Source organism: Blautia caecimuris, from assembly GCF_024622975.1.
GTDB classification, from domain to species: Bacteria; Bacillota; Clostridia; order Lachnospirales; family Lachnospiraceae; genus Blautia_A; species Blautia_A caecimuris.
The window spans coordinates 36,706-54,072 of record NZ_JANJZT010000011.1; the positions used below are offsets into that span (position 1 = coordinate 36,706).

12 protein-coding genes are annotated in these 17,367 nt (G+C 43.3%); 11 read left to right on the plus strand and 1 reads right to left on the minus strand.

What is annotated here, in order from left to right:
• Window positions 1-124: 124 nt before the first annotated feature.
• The 5 genes from pflB (at window position 125) to NSA57_RS08680 (ending at window position 8,213) form a co-directional block, all read left to right on the plus strand.
• Window positions 125-2,380 (plus strand): formate C-acetyltransferase, encoded by a 2,256-nt coding sequence (gene pflB, locus NSA57_RS08660; RefSeq protein WP_257464592.1) that lies wholly within the window; start codon window positions 125-127, stop codon window positions 2,378-2,380.
• 2 nt (window positions 2,381-2,382) lie between these two features.
• Complete coding sequence (gene pflA / locus NSA57_RS08665; protein WP_257464593.1) at window positions 2,383-3,123, plus strand: pyruvate formate-lyase-activating protein; 741 nt, start codon at window positions 2,383-2,385, stop codon at window positions 3,121-3,123.
• 255 nt (window positions 3,124-3,378) lie between these two features.
• Window positions 3,379-3,558: a hypothetical protein gene (locus NSA57_RS08670; protein ID WP_257464594.1), complete on the plus strand. Its 180-nt coding sequence runs from the start codon at window positions 3,379-3,381 to the stop codon at window positions 3,556-3,558.
• Window positions 3,559-3,832: 274 nt separating this feature from the next.
• Window positions 3,833-4,984 carry an exonuclease SbcCD subunit D gene (locus NSA57_RS08675; protein WP_257464595.1) on the plus strand — a complete coding sequence of 384 codons (1,152 nt, stop codon included), beginning with the start codon at window positions 3,833-3,835 and terminating at the stop codon, window positions 4,982-4,984.
• 1 nt (window position 4,985) lies between these two features.
• On the plus strand, window positions 4,986-8,213 hold the full coding sequence (locus NSA57_RS08680) for an AAA family ATPase (protein WP_257464596.1): 3,228 nt from the start codon (window positions 4,986-4,988) through the stop codon (window positions 8,211-8,213).
• 94 nt (window positions 8,214-8,307) lie between these two features.
• Here the strand turns inward: NSA57_RS08680 and NSA57_RS08685 are convergent, their stop codons facing one another.
• Window positions 8,308-9,690 carry an MATE family efflux transporter gene (locus NSA57_RS08685; protein ID WP_257464597.1) on the minus strand — a complete coding sequence of 461 codons (1,383 nt, stop codon included), beginning with the start codon at window positions 9,688-9,690 and terminating at the stop codon, window positions 8,308-8,310.
• Between the two features lie 248 nt (window positions 9,691-9,938).
• Here NSA57_RS08685 and NSA57_RS08690 point away from each other — a divergent pair, with 248 nt between their 5' ends.
• The 6 genes from NSA57_RS08690 to NSA57_RS08715 all read left to right on the plus strand — a co-directional run bounded on the left by NSA57_RS08690 (window position 9,939) and on the right by NSA57_RS08715 (window position 17,319).
• The gene (locus tag NSA57_RS08690) at window positions 9,939-10,862 is read left to right on the plus strand and encodes an alpha/beta hydrolase (protein ID WP_257464624.1); all 924 of its coding nucleotides are present in this window, start codon (window positions 9,939-9,941) and stop codon (window positions 10,860-10,862) included.
• 145 nt (window positions 10,863-11,007) lie between these two features.
• Window positions 11,008-12,819, plus strand: a complete 1,812-nt coding sequence (locus tag NSA57_RS08695) for a DUF6320 domain-containing protein (RefSeq protein WP_257464598.1) — start codon at window positions 11,008-11,010, stop codon at window positions 12,817-12,819.
• A 232-nt stretch (window positions 12,820-13,051) separates the two neighbouring features.
• Window positions 13,052-13,765, plus strand: coding sequence for a LytR/AlgR family response regulator transcription factor (locus NSA57_RS08700; protein ID WP_022067996.1), 714 nt, complete (start codon window positions 13,052-13,054; stop codon window positions 13,763-13,765).
• A 5-nt stretch (window positions 13,766-13,770) separates the two neighbouring features.
• Window positions 13,771-15,030 (plus strand): sensor histidine kinase, encoded by a 1,260-nt coding sequence (locus NSA57_RS08705; RefSeq protein ID WP_257464599.1) that lies wholly within the window; start codon window positions 13,771-13,773, stop codon window positions 15,028-15,030.
• 11 nt (window positions 15,031-15,041) lie between these two features.
• On the plus strand, window positions 15,042-16,076 hold the full coding sequence (locus tag NSA57_RS08710; protein ID WP_257464600.1) for a CPBP family intramembrane glutamic endopeptidase: 1,035 nt from the start codon (window positions 15,042-15,044) through the stop codon (window positions 16,074-16,076).
• Between the two features lie 223 nt (window positions 16,077-16,299).
• Window positions 16,300-17,319 (plus strand): LacI family DNA-binding transcriptional regulator, encoded by a 1,020-nt coding sequence (locus NSA57_RS08715; protein WP_257464601.1) that lies wholly within the window; start codon window positions 16,300-16,302, stop codon window positions 17,317-17,319.
• Window positions 17,320-17,367: the final 48 nt, after the last annotated feature.

Sequence of the window (17,367 nt, forward strand, 5' to 3'; positions counted from 1 at the left end):
GCGGTATAAACTGTCGGTGTGAACAGCAGAAGTTCACATGAAATAACTAACGAAACAGTTCTGTTGGCTGTACAAAAAAGCTTCAGGACATGATACCTGTATTTACAAGAAAGAGGTGCTGATCATGAAAGAATTTTCACAGTGGGAAGGTTTTAACGGTAAACGCTGGAAAGAAAAAATTGACGTACGTAACTTTATTAAAATGAATTATACACCATATGACGGAGATGCTTCTTTCCTGGAAGGGCCTACAGAGGCAACAAATAAACTCTGGGGCAAGCTTCAGGAGCTTCAGAAAGAAGAGCGCGCAAAGGGCGGAGTTCTGGATATGGAGACAGAGGTTGTAACATCTCTTACCGCGTATGGTCCCGGATATATTGACGAGGATCTGAAAGATCTGGAAACTGTTGTAGGTCTTCAGACAGACAAACCTCTGAAACGTGCCTTTATGCCATACGGCGGTATTAAAATGGCAGAAAAAGCATGTGAAACTTACGGCTATGAAGTAAGCGACAAAATTAAAGATATTTTTAATAACTATGAGTTTAAAACACACAACCAGGGTGTGTTTGACATTTATACACCGGAAATGAAGGCTGCCCGTCACAGCAAAATTCTGACAGGTCTTCCGGATACCTATGGCCGCGGACGTATTGTAGGCGATTACAGACGTGTGGCTCTTTACGGAATCGATGCTCTGATCGAGGGCAAACAGAAGGATTTTGCAGCAAGCGACCGTCAGGGTATGAGACGCTATGACTTCCAGCTTCGTGAGGAGATCGCTGACCAGATCCGCGCTCTTCAGGGAATGAAAGCTATGGCTCAGGCCTACGGCTTTGATATTTCTCAGCCTGCAAAGGATGCAAGAGAAGCATTCCAGTGGCTGTATTTCGGATACCTTGCAGCTATCAAGACTCAGAACGGAGCTGCAATGAGTGTTGGACGTATCTCCACTTTCCTTGATATTTATATTGAGAGAGACCTTCAGAGAGGAATCCTTACAGAGAAAGAGGCTCAGGAGCTTGTTGACCATATGGTTATGAAATTCCGTATGGTAAAATTTGCCCGTATTCCTTCTTACAACCAGCTGTTTTCCGGAGACCCGGTATGGGCAACCCTGGAAGTGGCAGGTATGGGTATTGACGGACGCCATATGGTAACAAAGAGTGATTTCCGTTTCCTTCATACACTGGAGGATATGGGACCGGCTCCGGAACCGAACCTTACTGTTCTTTATTCCTCCAGACTGCCTGAGAACTTTAAGAAATATGCTGCAAATATTTCTGTTACAACAAGTTCCATTCAGTATGAGAATGACGATGTAATGCGTCCGGTATGGGGCGATGACTACAGCATCTGCTGCTGTGTATCTGCTACAGAGACAGGTAAAGAGATCCAGTTCTTCGGCGCTCGTGCAAACCTTGCGAAATGTCTTCTTTATGCCATCAACGGCGGTGTTGACGAGAAGACAAAACAGCAGGTAGGACCTCAGTATCAGCCGATCACTTCTGAGTATCTTGACTATGACGAGGTAGTTCAGAAATACGATCAGATGATGGACTGGCTGGCTCATCTGTATGTTGGAACACTGAACATGATCCACTATATGCATGACAAATACTACTATGAAGCAGCAGAGATGGCTCTGATCGATACAAAGGTTGACCGTTCCTTTGCAACCGGTATCGCAGGTTTCTCTCATGTAGTAGATTCCCTGTCTGCAATTAAATATGCAAAGGTAAAAGCAATCCGTGATGAGGACGGAATTACAACAGACTTTATTGTTGAGGGAGATTTCCCACGCTATGGTAACGATGACGACAGAGCAGACGAGATCGCAACAAATCTTCTGTCTACTTTCCTCGGAAAGCTGAAACACATTCATACCTACCGTGATTCCAAACCTACCACATCCATCCTTACCATTACATCCAATGTTGTTTATGGTAAAGCTACAGGATCTCTTCCGGACGGAAGAAAAGCAGGCGAGCCTCTGGCTCCTGGCGCTAACCCGTCCTACGGCGCAGAGCAGAACGGACTTCTTGCTTCCCTGAACTCTGTTGCAAAGCTTGACTATGAGGATGCTCTTGACGGTATCTCCAATACTCAGACAATCAACCCGGATGCTCTGGGACACAGTGATGAGGAGCGTACAGACAATCTTGTTCATGTACTTGACGGATACTTTGATCAGGGAGCTCATCACCTGAACGTAAACGTATTTGGAAAAGAAAAGCTGATTGACGCTATGGAACATCCGGAAAAAGAAGAGTATGCAAACTTTACAATCCGTGTTTCCGGATACGCAGTTAAATTTATCGACCTTACAAGAGAGCAGCAGCTGGACGTTATTGCCAGAACCTGCCACGCAGAAATGTAAGAATGGACAACAAAGAGATCAAAGGATATGTTCACTCACTGGAAAGCTTCGGGTCGGTTGACGGCCCGGGCGTCCGGTATGTGATCTTTTTAAGCGGCTGTGCTATGCGCTGTCAGTTCTGCCATAATCCGGATACCTGGAAGATGGGAGAAGGACAGGCATACACCCCTTCGGAGCTTTTAAAAAAAGCGCTGCGGTATAAAAATTACTGGGGAGATAAAGGCGGGATCACAGTCAGCGGAGGGGAACCTCTTCTGCAGATCGATTTCCTTACAGAATTTTTCCGTCTGGCAAAGGAAGCCGGCGTGCATACCACACTGGATACCAGCGCCAACCCTTATACGGAAAAAGAGCCTTTTTATTCCAAATGGCAGGAGCTGATGAAGTATACAGATCTTGTTCTTCTGGATATCAAGCAGATTGATGAGGAAGAGCATGTGAAGCTTACCGGCTGCACCAACACAAATATCCTTGCCATGGCAGAAAAGCTTTCGGAGATGGACAAGCCTGTATGGATCCGCCATGTGCTTGTGCCGGGCGGAAGTGATAACGACACATATCTTCACAGACTGGTCGATTTTATCAGAACCCTTAAAAATGTGGAGAGAGTAGAGGTTCTTCCCTATCATATTCTGGGAACCTTTAAGTGGGAGAAGCTGGGTATTCCCTATCCGTTGGAAGGAGTGAAGCCTCCAACAGAGGAACGTATCCGCAATGCCCGGGAGATTCTGGGAGCGATGTAACTGCCTGGAAATTCTTTCATAATTAAAAAATATAAGGATGAGGACTGCTGCAAGCAACCTGTAGTTCCGGAGCAAAATCTGCCGGAAGAGGGAAGCCTGCAGCAGTTTTTGTTTGTGGCAGAAGTTAAGAACTGCTGTTTGCAAGGTATTCCGACCGGAGTGCTGTGAACGGAGAAGTTAAGAAATTTTTTACTTGGCAGTATTGTAAGCGTCTGCTACAATGAAAGAAACAAATATATATAAGTGGTGGTACGCATGGAGAAAACCAGTATAAAAACACATACCACTACAAAAGGTAAAACAGGATTTACCTCGGCAGAGCTTGAGGAAAAATTGCTGAAAATTGCAAAACACACAACCAAGGACCGTGTATTCAGGGACCTTTTTAGTAATAAAAAGTATCTGCATGGAGCTGTATCAGGTTCTTCATTCTGAGGATACCGGGATAACAGAGGATGATCTCAGTATTGTAATAATAAAAAATATACTGCCGGATCAGATCTGAAACAGGCGAAGCCTGGATACAGGAGGGGAATACAGCCGGGGAAAAAACAGAAGTCTGCAGTAAATAACTGTAGTAAAACAAAAATAAATGAGAAATCCTTCGGCTCTGTGGAGACAGAACCGGAGGATTTTGTATATAAAGCTGTAAAAACAGACAGTGACACTACTGGCAACAGGAATTGGCGGTTATAAGCAAGGAGGCTATATGAAAATTTTTCATTTGTCAGATTTACATATTGGTTTAAAACTGATGAACCGGGATCTGAGAGAGGATCAGGAATATATTTTCCGGCAGGTCGTGGACATGGTAAAGGAGCAGAAACCGGACGCACTGGTCATTGCCGGGGATATTTATGACAAGGCGGTTCCGGCAGCAGAAGCAGTACAGGTATTTGATTCCTTTATGGGACAGCTGACTGAGGCGGCGCCGGAAATGACTGTTATGGCTATCAGCGGAAACCATGACAGCGGTCCAAGAGTAGACTGTTTCCGAAGTGTGCTTTCCAGACAGAAGGTGCATATGATCGGGCTTCCTCCACAGCGTGAGGGAGAATATATTGAGAAGGTTGTGCTGCAGGATTCCTATGGTAAAGTGAATTTTTATCTTCTTCCTTTTGTGAAACCTTCCATGGTAAAAATGATCGTGGGGACAGATAAAAACGGCAATAATTTTTCATATGACGAGACGGTTCATAAGCTCATCCAAAGAGAAGCTATAAATAAAAAAGAGAGAAATATTCTGGTAAGCCATCAGTTTTATCTTCCTGTGGGAAAAACTGCGGACGATGTGGAAAGAATGGACTCGGAGATACGAACTGTGGGGAATATTGACCAGATTTCTGCGGATATTCTGGAACAGTTTGACTATGCGGCCCTGGGGCATATTCATAAGTCTATGAAAGTGGGAAAGGAAACTTTCCGTTACTGCGGAACACTTCTGTCCTGCTCTGTAAGCGAGGCAGGACAGCAGAAAGGGATTCTTATGGTGGACATAAAAGAGAAAGAAAAGGCACCGGAGATTACAGTTCTTCCTCTTATGCCCTTACGCCAGGTTCGGGTGGCAAAAGGAAGTCTTGAAGAGGTTCTGCAGCAGAAAAGTCAGGATTATGTGACTGTAATTCTTACAGATAAAGCAGATCTTGATGTTATTGATATGCAGGACAGACTGAGGCTTGCCTTTCCATATCTTCTGGAGATCCGTCGTGAAAATCAGAGGAAAGCGGACTACAGCAGGGGGAAAAAACATCAGGAATTGCAGGACCCTTTTGAACTGTGCTGCGGATTTCTGAAGGATATGGATGAGGAAGAAAAAAACATTCTCAGAGACGTACTGAACACAGTACAGGAGGTAAAGTAGAATGAGACCGCAAAAACTTACCATGCAGGCATTTGGATCCTACGGACAGAAAACAATCATAGATTTTACAAAAACAGACCAGAATCTTTTTCTGGTTACAGGCGATACGGGAGCCGGAAAAACAACGATTTTTGATGCGATCGTTTTTGCTCTGTACGGGGAAGCCAGCTCAGTATCCAATAAAAAAGAAGGCGTTGTGCTGCAGAGCCAGTATGCAGGACTGGAGCTTGAGCCATATGTGGAACTGGAATTTACAGACGGGCAGGAGCAGGATATTTATACAGTACGCCGGGTGCCCAGACATCTGAAAAAGATCACCAGAGGAGCTGCAAAGGGTGTCGGAACCAGAGAGATTACAGGTTCTGTATCTCTGATCATGCCAGACGGTACAGAATATCCTCAGAAGGAATCCAATGGGAAGCTCCAGGAGATCATCGGACTTACCAAAAATCAGTTTATGCAGGTAGCCATGATCGCACAGGGAGAGTTTATGGAGCTTCTCAGGGCAAAATCTGATGATAAGAAAAAAATATTCCGCAGGCTTTTTAATACAGAAATGTACGAGGATATTGCTGTGGAGCTGGGGAACAGAAAAAGGGCAAAAGAAAAGGATATTGCTGATATCAGAACCCGGTGTCAGAGTGAAGCGGCCAGAGTAAAACTTCTGTCAGACAGTGCGGAAAACCAGGGACAGGATGAGTTTGGGCAGCAGACAGAGGTTCTGGAAGAGAGCCTGGATAAGCTAAAAAAGCAGATTGCAGACGGGGAGATCGTTGTAATAGGAGAATTTCTGGAAACACTATTCCAGTATTGCAGAGTTCTGGATAAGAAGCTGCAAACAGCAGAAAAAGACTGTAGTGAAGCGGCAGAAAACAGGGATAAAAAAAGAGATGAGTATACAGAAGCCCAGCAACTTCAAGGACTTTTTTTACAGCTGGATCAGGCGGAAGAGGAGCTTGCTCAATGCAGAGAACTGACCTCTGAAATGGAGAAAAAAGAACAGCTGGCAGGTCAGATCCAGGCGGCCTGGGAAGTAAAAGCATCCAGTGATCAGCTGGAAGAAAAAAGAAAGGAGGCAGAGAGTACAGAAACTGCTTTAAGAGAACTGCAAAGCCAACTTCCGGAGCTTCTGAAAATACAAAAGGAGGCAGAGAAGGAAGAAGAAAGAGCGGAGAAGGAACAGCGTCAGGCTCAGGATGAGTTCAGCCGCATATCTGAAAAGGCAGAAAAGGCTCTGGAACTATTCCGTCAGATAGGAGAATGCCGCAAAAAAGTGCAGAAGCTGGAAAAGAATCTTCTGCAGATTCAAAAGCAGAAAAAAGAAGCAAAAGATGCTTTTGAGGCATCAGAAATTCAGGAAAAAGAATATCGGAAGCAGGCAGAAGCATTTTCTGACGCAGGAGAAAAGCTTGCTGTATGTCAGTCCAAAATGCGTGAGATCGGAACGATGATGGATGATATCAAAGGGCTGTCAATTATTTATAAGGAAATAAAAAGCTATAATGAGACTGCAGAAGAGTTAAAACAAAAATATGCGGATATCCGGGATAAATATGAGAAAAAACAGCAGGAATATGAAACCCTGAGACGCGCTTTTCTGGATGCTCAGGCAGGATTTCTGGCAGCAGAGCTGAAGCCCGGGAACCCCTGTCCTGTCTGCGGAGCAACAGAGCATCCCAGTCCCTGCATTCCAAAAGAAGAGCACAGAGAGCTTTCTCAGGATAAGATAGACCAAATTGGAAATGATGCGGAGAGCCTACGCAAAGAACAGGAAACACTTTCCGGAGAAGTAAAGTCTAATACTAATCTGAGAGATGCCAGAGACCGGGATTTCAGAGAGAATTTTGAGAAATTACAGGATAAAATGCGCAGGAGTATTCCGAAGCTTCCGGAAAGCTTTTCTCCGGGACAGGCGCGGGAACTGATAAAGCAGTGGAAGCAGCAGGTTCAGACAGAGGAGTTTGCGTATCAGAAACAGGCTGAGACATTAAGAGAAATCCAGGAAAAACTGGAGGAACTGGAAAAACGTAAGCCTTCTTTAAAAGAAAATATGGAAACTTTTCAGGAACAGGAAAAAAATGTACAGGCGGCGCTGGAAGGAGCCAGATCAGAGCTTGCAGGTTATTCCTCATCCTCTGATTTTTCTTCTGAGGAAGAGGCAAAAAACGCCAGAAATATGGCAGAAAACAGGAAGAACCAGACAGAAGAAGTTCTGAAAGAAGCCAGAAATAAAGCAGAATGTACCAGACAGAAAAAAACAGAAGCAGAAACCCTTATCCGTCGGTATGAGAAAGAGCTGCCCGCACGAAAAAAAGAAAAAGACAGGCAGAAAAAAATCTACGAAACACTTTTGCAGGAGAAAAATCTTACAGAAGAACAGTGGAAAAATCTTACTGACATATATGAAAAATATGCTGCTGAAGAGTTCAGAAATGATGTAAATTCATTCCGCAACAGACAGACAGCGGCAAAAAGCAGCACACGGTCTATGAGAGCTGCAATCGGAGAAAGACAGCGTCCTGTGCTGGAAGAAAAACGTAGTCAGGCAGAGGAAGCAGAGAAAATCTTTGAGGCTTCGGGACGCATCAGGGACGGGATAAAGTCTGTATATCAGGAGAATCAGGCTGTCTATGATACCCTTGCTCCAATACTTACCGATAGGAAGCGTCTGGTGGAGGAACACGCAAAGCTTGATAATCTTTACCGCCTTGTTTCCGGCAATGTCAGCGGTTCCAGAATGGATCTGGAAACCTATGTGCAGCGTTATTATCTGGAAAAGATTCTGGACGCGGCCAACCGCAGATTTCAGGATATGTCTGCAGGCCAGTTTGAGCTTCGTATGTATGATCTGGAAAAGGCAGGAGAAGGTAAAAACAGAGGTCTTGATCTGATGGTGTATTCCACTGTTACCGGAAAAGAGCGGGAGATCCGGACGCTTTCCGGAGGAGAATCCTTTATGGCAGCGCTTTCTCTTGCCCTTGGAATGGCAGATGAGATCCAGGAAAGCTCTGCGGCCATCAGTCTGGATATTATGTTTATTGACGAGGGCTTTGGCTCTTTGGATGAACATTCCAGAAATCAGGCTGTAAAGGTATTGCTGGAAATGGCGGAAGGCTCGAAGCTGATTGGAATTATTTCCCATGTGACAGAGCTGAAGCAGGAGATTGAGGATCAGCTGATTGTCACCAAGGATGAGGCCGGAAGCCACGTAAGATGGCAGATCAGCTGAACGAAACAGACTGATATTATGGTACATAGACGGAGATAAGAGGCATGAAAAATCCCAGGAAATATCCCCGGGATTTTTCTAATATGCCATCCAATTAAAGAAATTTTTCTGCATTTTTCATTTTATTCAGTTCTCTCTGAGCAAAGACGACTGCAAGGATAAAGGCAGCCGTATCGGCAATAGGTCCTGCGTACATAACTCCGTCAATTCCCATAAATAACGGGAAAATAACGATCAGCGGAAGAAGGAAGACAAGCTGCCTTGTAAGGGACATGATCACGCCCAGCTTTGCTTTTCCGATAGAGGTAAAAAATCCCGCAGACATGGGCTGGATTCCGTTGGCAAAGGTAAGCAGCATAAATATTTTCAGATAGCGCTCCGCAAACTGGAAATAAAGCTCGCTTCCGGTTCCGAAAAGTCCCACGATCTGGTGTGGAAACAGCTGAAAACACACAAAAAATACAGTGGCGATTACCGTGCAGGCAGTAACAGAGCAACGGTAGGTTTTACGTACCCGGTCATATCTGGAAGCTCCGTAATTAAAGCCCCAGATAGGCTGACAGCCCTGGGAAATGCCAATACAGATAGAAAGAAATACCTGATTTACTTTGGAAATAATCCCGACACAGGCAATGGGAATGTCAGTACCGTAAACAGAATCTGCTCCGTAGTGACGAAGGATATTGTTCATGGAGATCTGTACAACGGCAATGGCGATCTGATTCATGCAGGAAGCCATTCCAAGGGAGGCGATCATTTTCAGATATTCCATACGGGGACGGAACATATGGGAGGTCAGGCGCATTTTTCGGAACTTTGCAAAATAAATAATCACAAGAACACCGGAAACTGCCTGTCCGATCACAGTAGCCCAGGCGCCGCCTTTGATCCCCCATCCGAATACAAAAATAAAAAGAGGGTCAAGAATGGTATTGATCACTGCCCCGGTGAGCATACATACCATGGAATAGGTTGGACTTCTGTCCGCGCGGATCAGATGATTTCCGCCTGTAGTCAGTACAAAAAATGGAAGTCCGACAGCTGTAATGCTCAGATAATCCTGCGCATAAGGCATAACCTCAGGCGTTCCGCCGAACAGATGCAAAAGCGGATTTAAAAACAGCAGAACCACAGCGCACAGGCCTGCTCCGCAGATTACCAGCATGGAAAGTCCGGTACCGGCAATTCCGCTGGCGCGTTCCTCGTGACCGGCGCCCGTTTCAAGATTATAGTTGGATGCGCTGCCGATTCCCAGAAGCAGCGCGGTGGCAGTGGAAAAAATCGTTACGGGAAAGGCAACATTTGTGGCTGCATTTCCAAGCATTCCCACTCCCTGGCCAATAAAAATCTGGTCAACAATATTATAAAGAGCGCTGACCAGCATACTGATAATGGCCGGAATTGCAAATTTGGCAATCAGCTTTCCGACAGGAGCCGTACCCAGTGGATTTTGTACGGCGGTATTATTATTTTCCAATATTGAAAGCTCCTTTCTGTAAGTAAATGAAATCAGATGCCGGCCTGTCTCAGAAAAAATCCAGGAAACGGCAGAGAATGTATTTATGAGACAAGTATAACATTTTTAAGGGAAAGAGAAAAGAAAATAAAAGCAACAGCATTGATAAGATAAATTCGGGAAATGATTGTCATACAAAACTGATGATGATATGATGGAAACGTAAAAATGAGATAAACAGAGAGGACAACGTATTGATATCAAAGACAATGCGCGCAATTTTACATGCGCTATCATACGGTAATGTTGAAGTGGAGGCAGCCAGACGTCTGGCGGATCTCAAAAAACTGGATGCAATGAGGATTTTTGTAAAAAAACTGGATACAAAGGTGTATAACGGAGAATATGAGGTTCCCGTGCGCGTTTATTTTCCGTCAGAGGATGTTATGACAATGGACACAGCAGAGAGACGTTCCTGTCCGATCCTGTTGTTTTTTCATGGCGGAGGCTGGGTGACGGACAGCGTGGAAAATTACGACCGGGTATGTTCCCGAATGGCTCAGGATACAGAGCATATTGTGGTTTCAGTAGAATACAGGCTGGCTCCGGAATATCGTTTCCCGACAGGGCTGGAGGACTGCTATGCTGCGGCCAGAGAACTGTATACAGACCATGACCTGAATATAGATCCGGATAAAATTACGATCATGGGAGACAGCGCAGGAGGAAATCTGGCAGCAGCGGTGTGCCTGATGGCAAGGGACAGAGGAGAATTTATGCCAAAAAGGCAGATTCTTATTTATCCGGCTCTGGGCAACTGCTATACAGAGCAGTCTCCCTATGAGTCGGTTCACAGGAACGGAACAGACTATCTGCTGACCTCTGAGAGAATGGAAAATTATCTGAAGCTTTATGAGAGCAGCCCGCAGGATCGGGAGAATCCCTATTTTTCACCGCTAATGGAAAAGGATTTATCTGATATGCCGGATACTCTGATACTGACAGCAGAGTTTGATCCGTTAAGAGATGAAGGAGAAGAATACGGAAACAGACTGGAACAGGCAGGAAATTATGTGGAGGTACACAGAATTTCCAATGCGCTCCATGGATATTTTGCACTGGGGATCCGGTTTTTTCATGTGCAGGAAAGCTTTCGGCATATGAATGAGTTTTTGAAAAAAAGAGAGGTCTGATTCTTGCCCATTTCCATAAAAAGATTGTTTTATATTTTAACAGAAAAATTTGTGGATAGTGGGGAAAAGTCTGCTCAAATCCTTTCTTGCCTGTTCATTAAGACTATGATATATTTGAACTATTATAGGAGAGAAGGCGGAAAACGTGAAATCAGGATATTCAAACTGGCGGAAACTGGATAATGCGGCGCTGGCATTTCCGCCCGCAACGGATAAGAATGATACCAGAGTTTTCCGGATGTACTGTGAGCTGAAAGAGACAGTAGATCCGGAAATACTGCAGACAGCCCTGGATCATACAATGGAAAAATATCCCCTTTTTCAAGTGGTTTTGAGAAAGGGGTTATTCTGGTTCTATCTGGAAAGAAGAGATATCAGAGCTGTTGCAAAGAAGGAAGTAAAACCTCCGTGCAGCAGGCTTTATATTCCGGATAAGAAAGCTCTTTTGTTTGAGGTTTCCTATTATGAAAACCGTATTAATTTTGAAGTATATCATGCACTTACCGACGGTACGGGAGCCAGGAATTTTCTTCAGGAGCTGGTGCAGAATTATCTGAAACTGCAGCATCCGGAGACTCGGTTTCCGGAAACGGAGACACGGCAGAGGGCAACGTTCCGGGATCATGAGGAGGACAGCTTTTCCCAGTATTATTCCTCGGAAACTCCGAAAAACAAAGAAAAAAATCCTCGCGCAGTGAGGCTGAAGGGAGAAATGCTGGGACATGACGATATGCAGATTCTGGAGATTTCCATTCCCGTAAAGGAAATTCTGGATAAGGCGCGCTCCTACGGCGCTTCCATTACAGCATATCTGTCGGCAATTTTTATCTGTTCCATTCATGAGGAGATTCCCAGAAACCGTCAGAAGCGTCCTGTTACCCTGATGGTTCCGGTAAACCTGAGAAACTTTTTTCCTTCGGAATCCATGGCAAATTTTTTCGGGTGGATCGAGGTGGGCTATACATTTACAGAGACGACCACCTTTCAGGATGTGCTGGAGGATGTAAAAAAGCAATTTGAGACAGAGCTTGTAAAAGAAAAGATTGCCATGCACATGAACGGCTATGTACGTCTGGAAAAGAATCCGGTGATCCGGGCCGTACCCCTTGAAGTAAAAAAGTATTTTCTCATGGTAGGCGCGGCTCTGGGAAGCAGGAGAATCACAACCGTATATTCCAATATAGGAGTGGTGCGGTTTCCGGAGGAATATGAACAATATATTGAACGCTTTGGATTTTTTACCTGTACAGAGGCGCTGCAGCTTTGCTCCTGTTCCTACGGGGACGAGCTTCTTCTGGGATTTACCTCAAAAATACCCGGGGAAAGCATTCAGAGAAATTTTCTTGAATATCTGAAAAAAGATGAAATTTCATTTACAGAGGAGCGAAATGATTTTCCCGGATGTGGGGAAGAGCAGAAAAAAGAGGGCAGAAAAGCATATCAGACCTTTACGTTTCTTTGTCTGGCAGCGGCGGTGCTGTGCGGAATGATCAATTATATGACTGCGCAGACTCTGAACTGGTTCTGGTTTGCGGCAGCAGGAAGCTTTTGCGCGTGGCTAGTAGTTTCTGTGGGATATACCAAGCGGAGAAACATACTGAAAAATGAAATGTGGCAGCTTTTGATCATAACGGCTATTGCTGTTTTGTGGGATGTATTTACAGGCTGGCACAGATGGTCGGTGGACTTTGTACTTCCCTTTGGGGCAATGGCTGTGCTTGGTTCCATTCCTGTAATTGCCAAGGTAAATCATCTGGAGCCGGAGGAATATCTTTTTTATCTTGTGCAGGCGGGAATTGCGGGATGTATTCCCATTATCCTGGTGTGGGCCGGAATCGTAAGGTTTACGTATCCTTCTGTGATCTGTGCGGGAATCAGCTTTCTGGTGCTGGCAGGACTTTTTATTTTTCAGAAGAAGAATACAGTGGGTGAGTTCCACAAAAAGCTAAGAATGTAGATTTATTCAAAAATATAAAAGGCTGCTGTAAGCTTTGAAATTGCCGGGAATAAAAACCCGGCGGTGAGAGGCTTCAGCAGTCTTTTTCTGTTCGGAAACGGCCTCTCTGTTGTTCTGGTTCAGGTATACGATTTTCTGTCATTTAGTACATGATTTTTGTCTCTTGTGTATACTGTATTTACAACTTCAGGTATAATGATTATAGTAAAAACAACAGGAGAGAGTGGCAGGAATGTACAGAATTGCAGTTTGTGATGATGATAAAAATATTCGTGAGCAGGTCAGAAAAATGATTCTGGAATGGAAGTCTCAGGTGGAGGTAAGGGTGTTTTCTTCCGGGAGGGAGCTGATGGAAAATTACCAGCCTTACGACGCGGTTTTTCTTGATATTGACATGCAGGGAATGAATGGCATAGAAACAGGAAAGGCTATCCGGTCTGTAGATACTGATGTAAAAATTGTTTATCTGACAGCTTACCGGGATTATGTGGCAGGAGCTTTTGGAGTTCATGCATTTCAGTATCTGCTGAAGCCTGTGAACAGACAGGAGATTATAAATGTTCTGGAAGAGATATTCCGGTATATGGAAGCCTCGGATAAAAAGATCATCCTTGATTTTCGCACAGTGGATGGAATTGTCTGCCTTCCTGTAGAGTCCATTTATTTTTTTGAGTATGAGAACAGAAGGATACGGATTGTGACAGATGAAGATGAATATTATATGGTGGAGCGCATTGGAAATGTGGCAAAACGTATGGAGGATTTTGGCTTTTCCATGCCTCATCAGAGCTTTTCCGTAAATATGCTTCATGTGAAAAATGTAAAAGGACAGCACATTTATCTGGACAATGGAATGGAAATTCCTCTTTCCCAGAAAAAACAGAAAACATGGAAACAGGAGCTGACTGTCTGGCTGTCGGCACGGCTGGAGCACCGGAGAGGATGATGGAAATGAATTATGTATTATATTGCTTTTTTCAGATCATTGAACTGGTTATCCATACAGGAAGCTTTATCTGGTTTCTGTATTCCATGCCAAGAGAGGTGGAGTCGAAACCATGGGTAAGATACTGTGTCTGGGGGATTTTTGTTGTACTGACCTTTTTGATTCCGACATTATGGTGGAATGATATTATTACAATGTCCGTGCTTACAGTATATTACATTGCAGTCTGCTGGTTTCTCTATCACAGAAGCAGAACCTGGATTTTGTATTCTCTGATCTACGGAATGGCAAATTATGGCGCTCAGGTGATAGGTATTTATTTTACCGTATATATCAGTAAAAAGTTTGGTTTTTACCAGGATATACTCTCCTATTATACACTTGTGCTGGCAAAAATGATCTGTATGTTTTCCGTGACTTATCTTATGAGGCGGATTGTCAGAAAACGCCTGGTAAAGGAACAGAGAGAACTGCATATCAGAGGAATGGTTCTTGTGCCGCTGTTTAGTATGGTTCTTATATATCTGTACTGCATTTCCGGGGAAAGCTTTTTTCTGGAGCATGGATTCTGGGGTGTGATCCTCTGTATGATCCTTTTGCTGGTTATTAATATTTACTGTCTGTATGTATGGTATGATCTGGCAGAAAACAGGGAGCTGAAGCAGAAGGTAGAGCTGATGAAGCAGCAGAATGAGCTGACTCATCAGTACTATGAGGATATGGAAAATAATTATAATCGCTCCAGAAGAATCATACATGATATCAGAAATCATCTGAATATGCTGGAACAGTCAGCAAAAACAGATGCGGCCGGTTATTTTGAGGACGTTCACGGAATGCTGAATTCTCTGGGACTGAAATTTTATTCAGATAACAGAATGTTGAACATGATTCTGAACGACAAATTAAAAAAGCTGGAACCGGGGCAGGCAGAATGTAATATGGGCGGTATCAGCCTGGATTTTCTGGCGGATATGGATGTGACAACCATTTTTGCAAACCTTCTGGATAATGCCATAGAGGCAGGCGAAAATAAAAAGAATTTCTGGATAAAAATAAGAGGGGAACAGATACAGGATTTTACAGTAGTAAAAATATGGAATCCCTATTCTGAAGTCTACGCCCCGGGACGCTCAGGAAAACAGGGGCATGAAGGAATTGGCCTGGAAAATGTGCGCCATACAGTAGAAAAATATCACGGCGCGCTGAATATAGAGACAAAAGACGGGATTTTTTCCGTAACAGCAGTATTTCCGGGAGAATAAGGAGGAGAATTATGAAATTTACGCAGACAGAGAAAAAACAGCTTATGATCTATGTGATCATAGCATACGGAATCACCTATGTGCTGGGGCTTCTGATGTGGTATGGATACGGAAAGGGAATTGATCTCAGCGCTTTTCCTAATGCGCAGATGCTGTATCCGGCAGCAGGCGTTATGATGGCTTATTTAATCACCAGGAAGGGAGATAAAAAGCTTCCCAAAGTTTTTTACATATTTTTTGTGGCGCTGACGGCAGCGATGGTTGTATGTACGGCAGCCTCTGTTCTGGCTCCTGTGAATATAGACATTATGGGTACACCGTTTTCTCAGTGGATGCTGATTCTGCAGTATGTCATGATAGGAGGAAGTATTGTTTTCTGGATCCTTCTTCTGGTATCCGGCAAAGAAAAGCGCAGAGCTTACGGACTGAACAGTAATCAGTGGAGTACTTCGGTTCTTATGATCCTGCTGTTTATTGGACTGTACCTTCTCAGACTTGTAATTGCCAGCGCTCTTGGCGGCCAGCTTTCTGAATTTGGAAAAATAATGGCAAATCCAACCACCTGGATCATGTTTTTTACTGTTTTGCTAAACTTTTTCCTGGCAGTAGTGGCGTTTTTCGGCGAGGAATACGGATGGAGATATTATCTTCAGCCCCTTCTTCAGAAGCGTTTCGGACTGAAAGGCGGCGTGATCCTTCTGGGCTGTGTGTGGGCTGTATGGCATCTGCCAATTGACTTTTTCTATTATACCACTCCGGATATGGGACTGGCGGCTCTGGCAAGTCAGTTTATTACCTGTATTACAATCGGACTTTTTATGGCATATGCATATATGAAAACACAGAATATCTGGGTTCCGGTGATCATCCATTTTCTGAATAACAATATGGCTGTAGTCTTTTCCGGAACATATTCTACGGAAGTGCTTCAGAACCAGCAGATCCACTGGGCGGATATACCGGCTGCTCTTGTACTGAATTTGCTGATCTTTGGATGGGTGATCTTTATGAAGCCGTTTAAGGAGAAAAAGAAGGAAAATATGTAAATTCCAGGAAACAGGAAAATACAGGAGGGATGGATGATGATTCCAGCTTTCCTGTATTTTTTGTGGTGTTAAAGATTATGAATCATAACAGGAAAATGAATATATTGTTTGGGATAACATGTTTTTTAGAAAATTTATACATAAAATTTCTCTGAAATTGTTTTATGTGGCAAAGACACTTGTTTTTTTCTAAACAATTTAGTATGATTAAGTGAAAGGAGGGATGAAAATGGCATTAAGAGCGAAAGATATTGCAGAAATGCTTGGAGTTTCTACAGCGACAGTTTCACTTGTGTTAAATAATAAACCAGGGGTGGGTGATCAAAAGCGTCAGGAAATTATTGAAAAAATCAGAGAATTAGGATGTGATTATCTTCTTAAAGACATTCCTGTTACGAATGGAAATATTGGATTTGTAGTATATAAGACAATAGGAAAAATTGTGGATGAATCTCCGTTTTTTAATTATATATTGGAGGGACTAAACAGTAGTCTCACTGACTATGGCTATAATCTGAGCTTTGTATATATGAATAGAAGTACTCCTCTTGAGGTACAGGAAATGCAATTACGATCTTCGGATTGTAAAGGATTTCTTATATTTGGAGTTGAGATGCAGCGAGAAGATCTTCAGGTATTTATTGATACAGGACTTCCTTTTGTGGTATTGGATAATTCATTTCAGGACAGTGATGTAGATTCTGTTTCTATTAATAATTTTCAGGGAATCAGCAAAGCAATGCAATATGCATATGATATGGGACATAGAGAAATCGGATATATACGATGCCGAGAGCGTATCACCAGTTTTTCAGAAAGATATCAGGCTTATAAAAATTGTATGAAAAAATTTGGCCTGAAGATAAAGGAAAGCTATATCTGGGATGTAAATTATTCGGAAAAGACTATTAGAGAAGAGGTAGGAAAATACCTTTCAGAAAATAATGAGAATCCCACTATATTTATTGCGGAAAACGATTTTATTGCATGTCATGCCATTCATGGAATGCAGGATAATGGTTACAGGGTACCAGAGGATATTTCTGTAATTGGATTTGACGACAGACCTGTATGTCAAATGATAGTTCCTTCTGTGACCACTGTAAATGTTCCTAAAAATGCATTTGGATCCGCAGCAGTTGAGCTTTTAATGGAAAAAATGCAGAATCCCAGAGATTATTCTATGAAAACTGAAATAGGCACAAAATTAATTATTAGAAAAAGTGTTAATCAATTGAAATAAACTTAATTTTTCTAAATATATAATTGATATAAAAACATTGATTTATGG

Coding starts and splice junctions, on each gene's coding strand:
- NSA57_RS08710 (WP_257464600.1), top strand. CDS start 15,042: ATGAAATTTACGCAGACAGAGAAAAAACAGCTTATGATCTATGTGATC.
- NSA57_RS08670 (WP_257464594.1), top strand. CDS start 3,379: ATGGAGAAAACCAGTATAAAAACACATACCACTACAAAAGGTAAAACA.
- NSA57_RS08690 (WP_257464624.1), top strand. CDS start 9,939: ATGCGCGCAATTTTACATGCGCTATCATACGGTAATGTTGAAGTGGAG.
- NSA57_RS08680 (WP_257464596.1), top strand. CDS start 4,986: ATGAGACCGCAAAAACTTACCATGCAGGCATTTGGATCCTACGGACAG.
- NSA57_RS08700 (WP_022067996.1), top strand. CDS start 13,052: ATGTACAGAATTGCAGTTTGTGATGATGATAAAAATATTCGTGAGCAG.
- NSA57_RS08705 (WP_257464599.1), top strand. CDS start 13,771: ATGAATTATGTATTATATTGCTTTTTTCAGATCATTGAACTGGTTATC.
- NSA57_RS08715 (WP_257464601.1), top strand. CDS start 16,300: ATGAAAATGGCATTAAGAGCGAAAGATATTGCAGAAATGCTTGGAGTT.
- NSA57_RS08675 (WP_257464595.1), top strand. CDS start 3,833: ATGAAAATTTTTCATTTGTCAGATTTACATATTGGTTTAAAACTGATG.
- pflB (WP_257464592.1), top strand. CDS start 125: ATGAAAGAATTTTCACAGTGGGAAGGTTTTAACGGTAAACGCTGGAAA.
- pflA (WP_257464593.1), top strand. CDS start 2,383: ATGGACAACAAAGAGATCAAAGGATATGTTCACTCACTGGAAAGCTTC.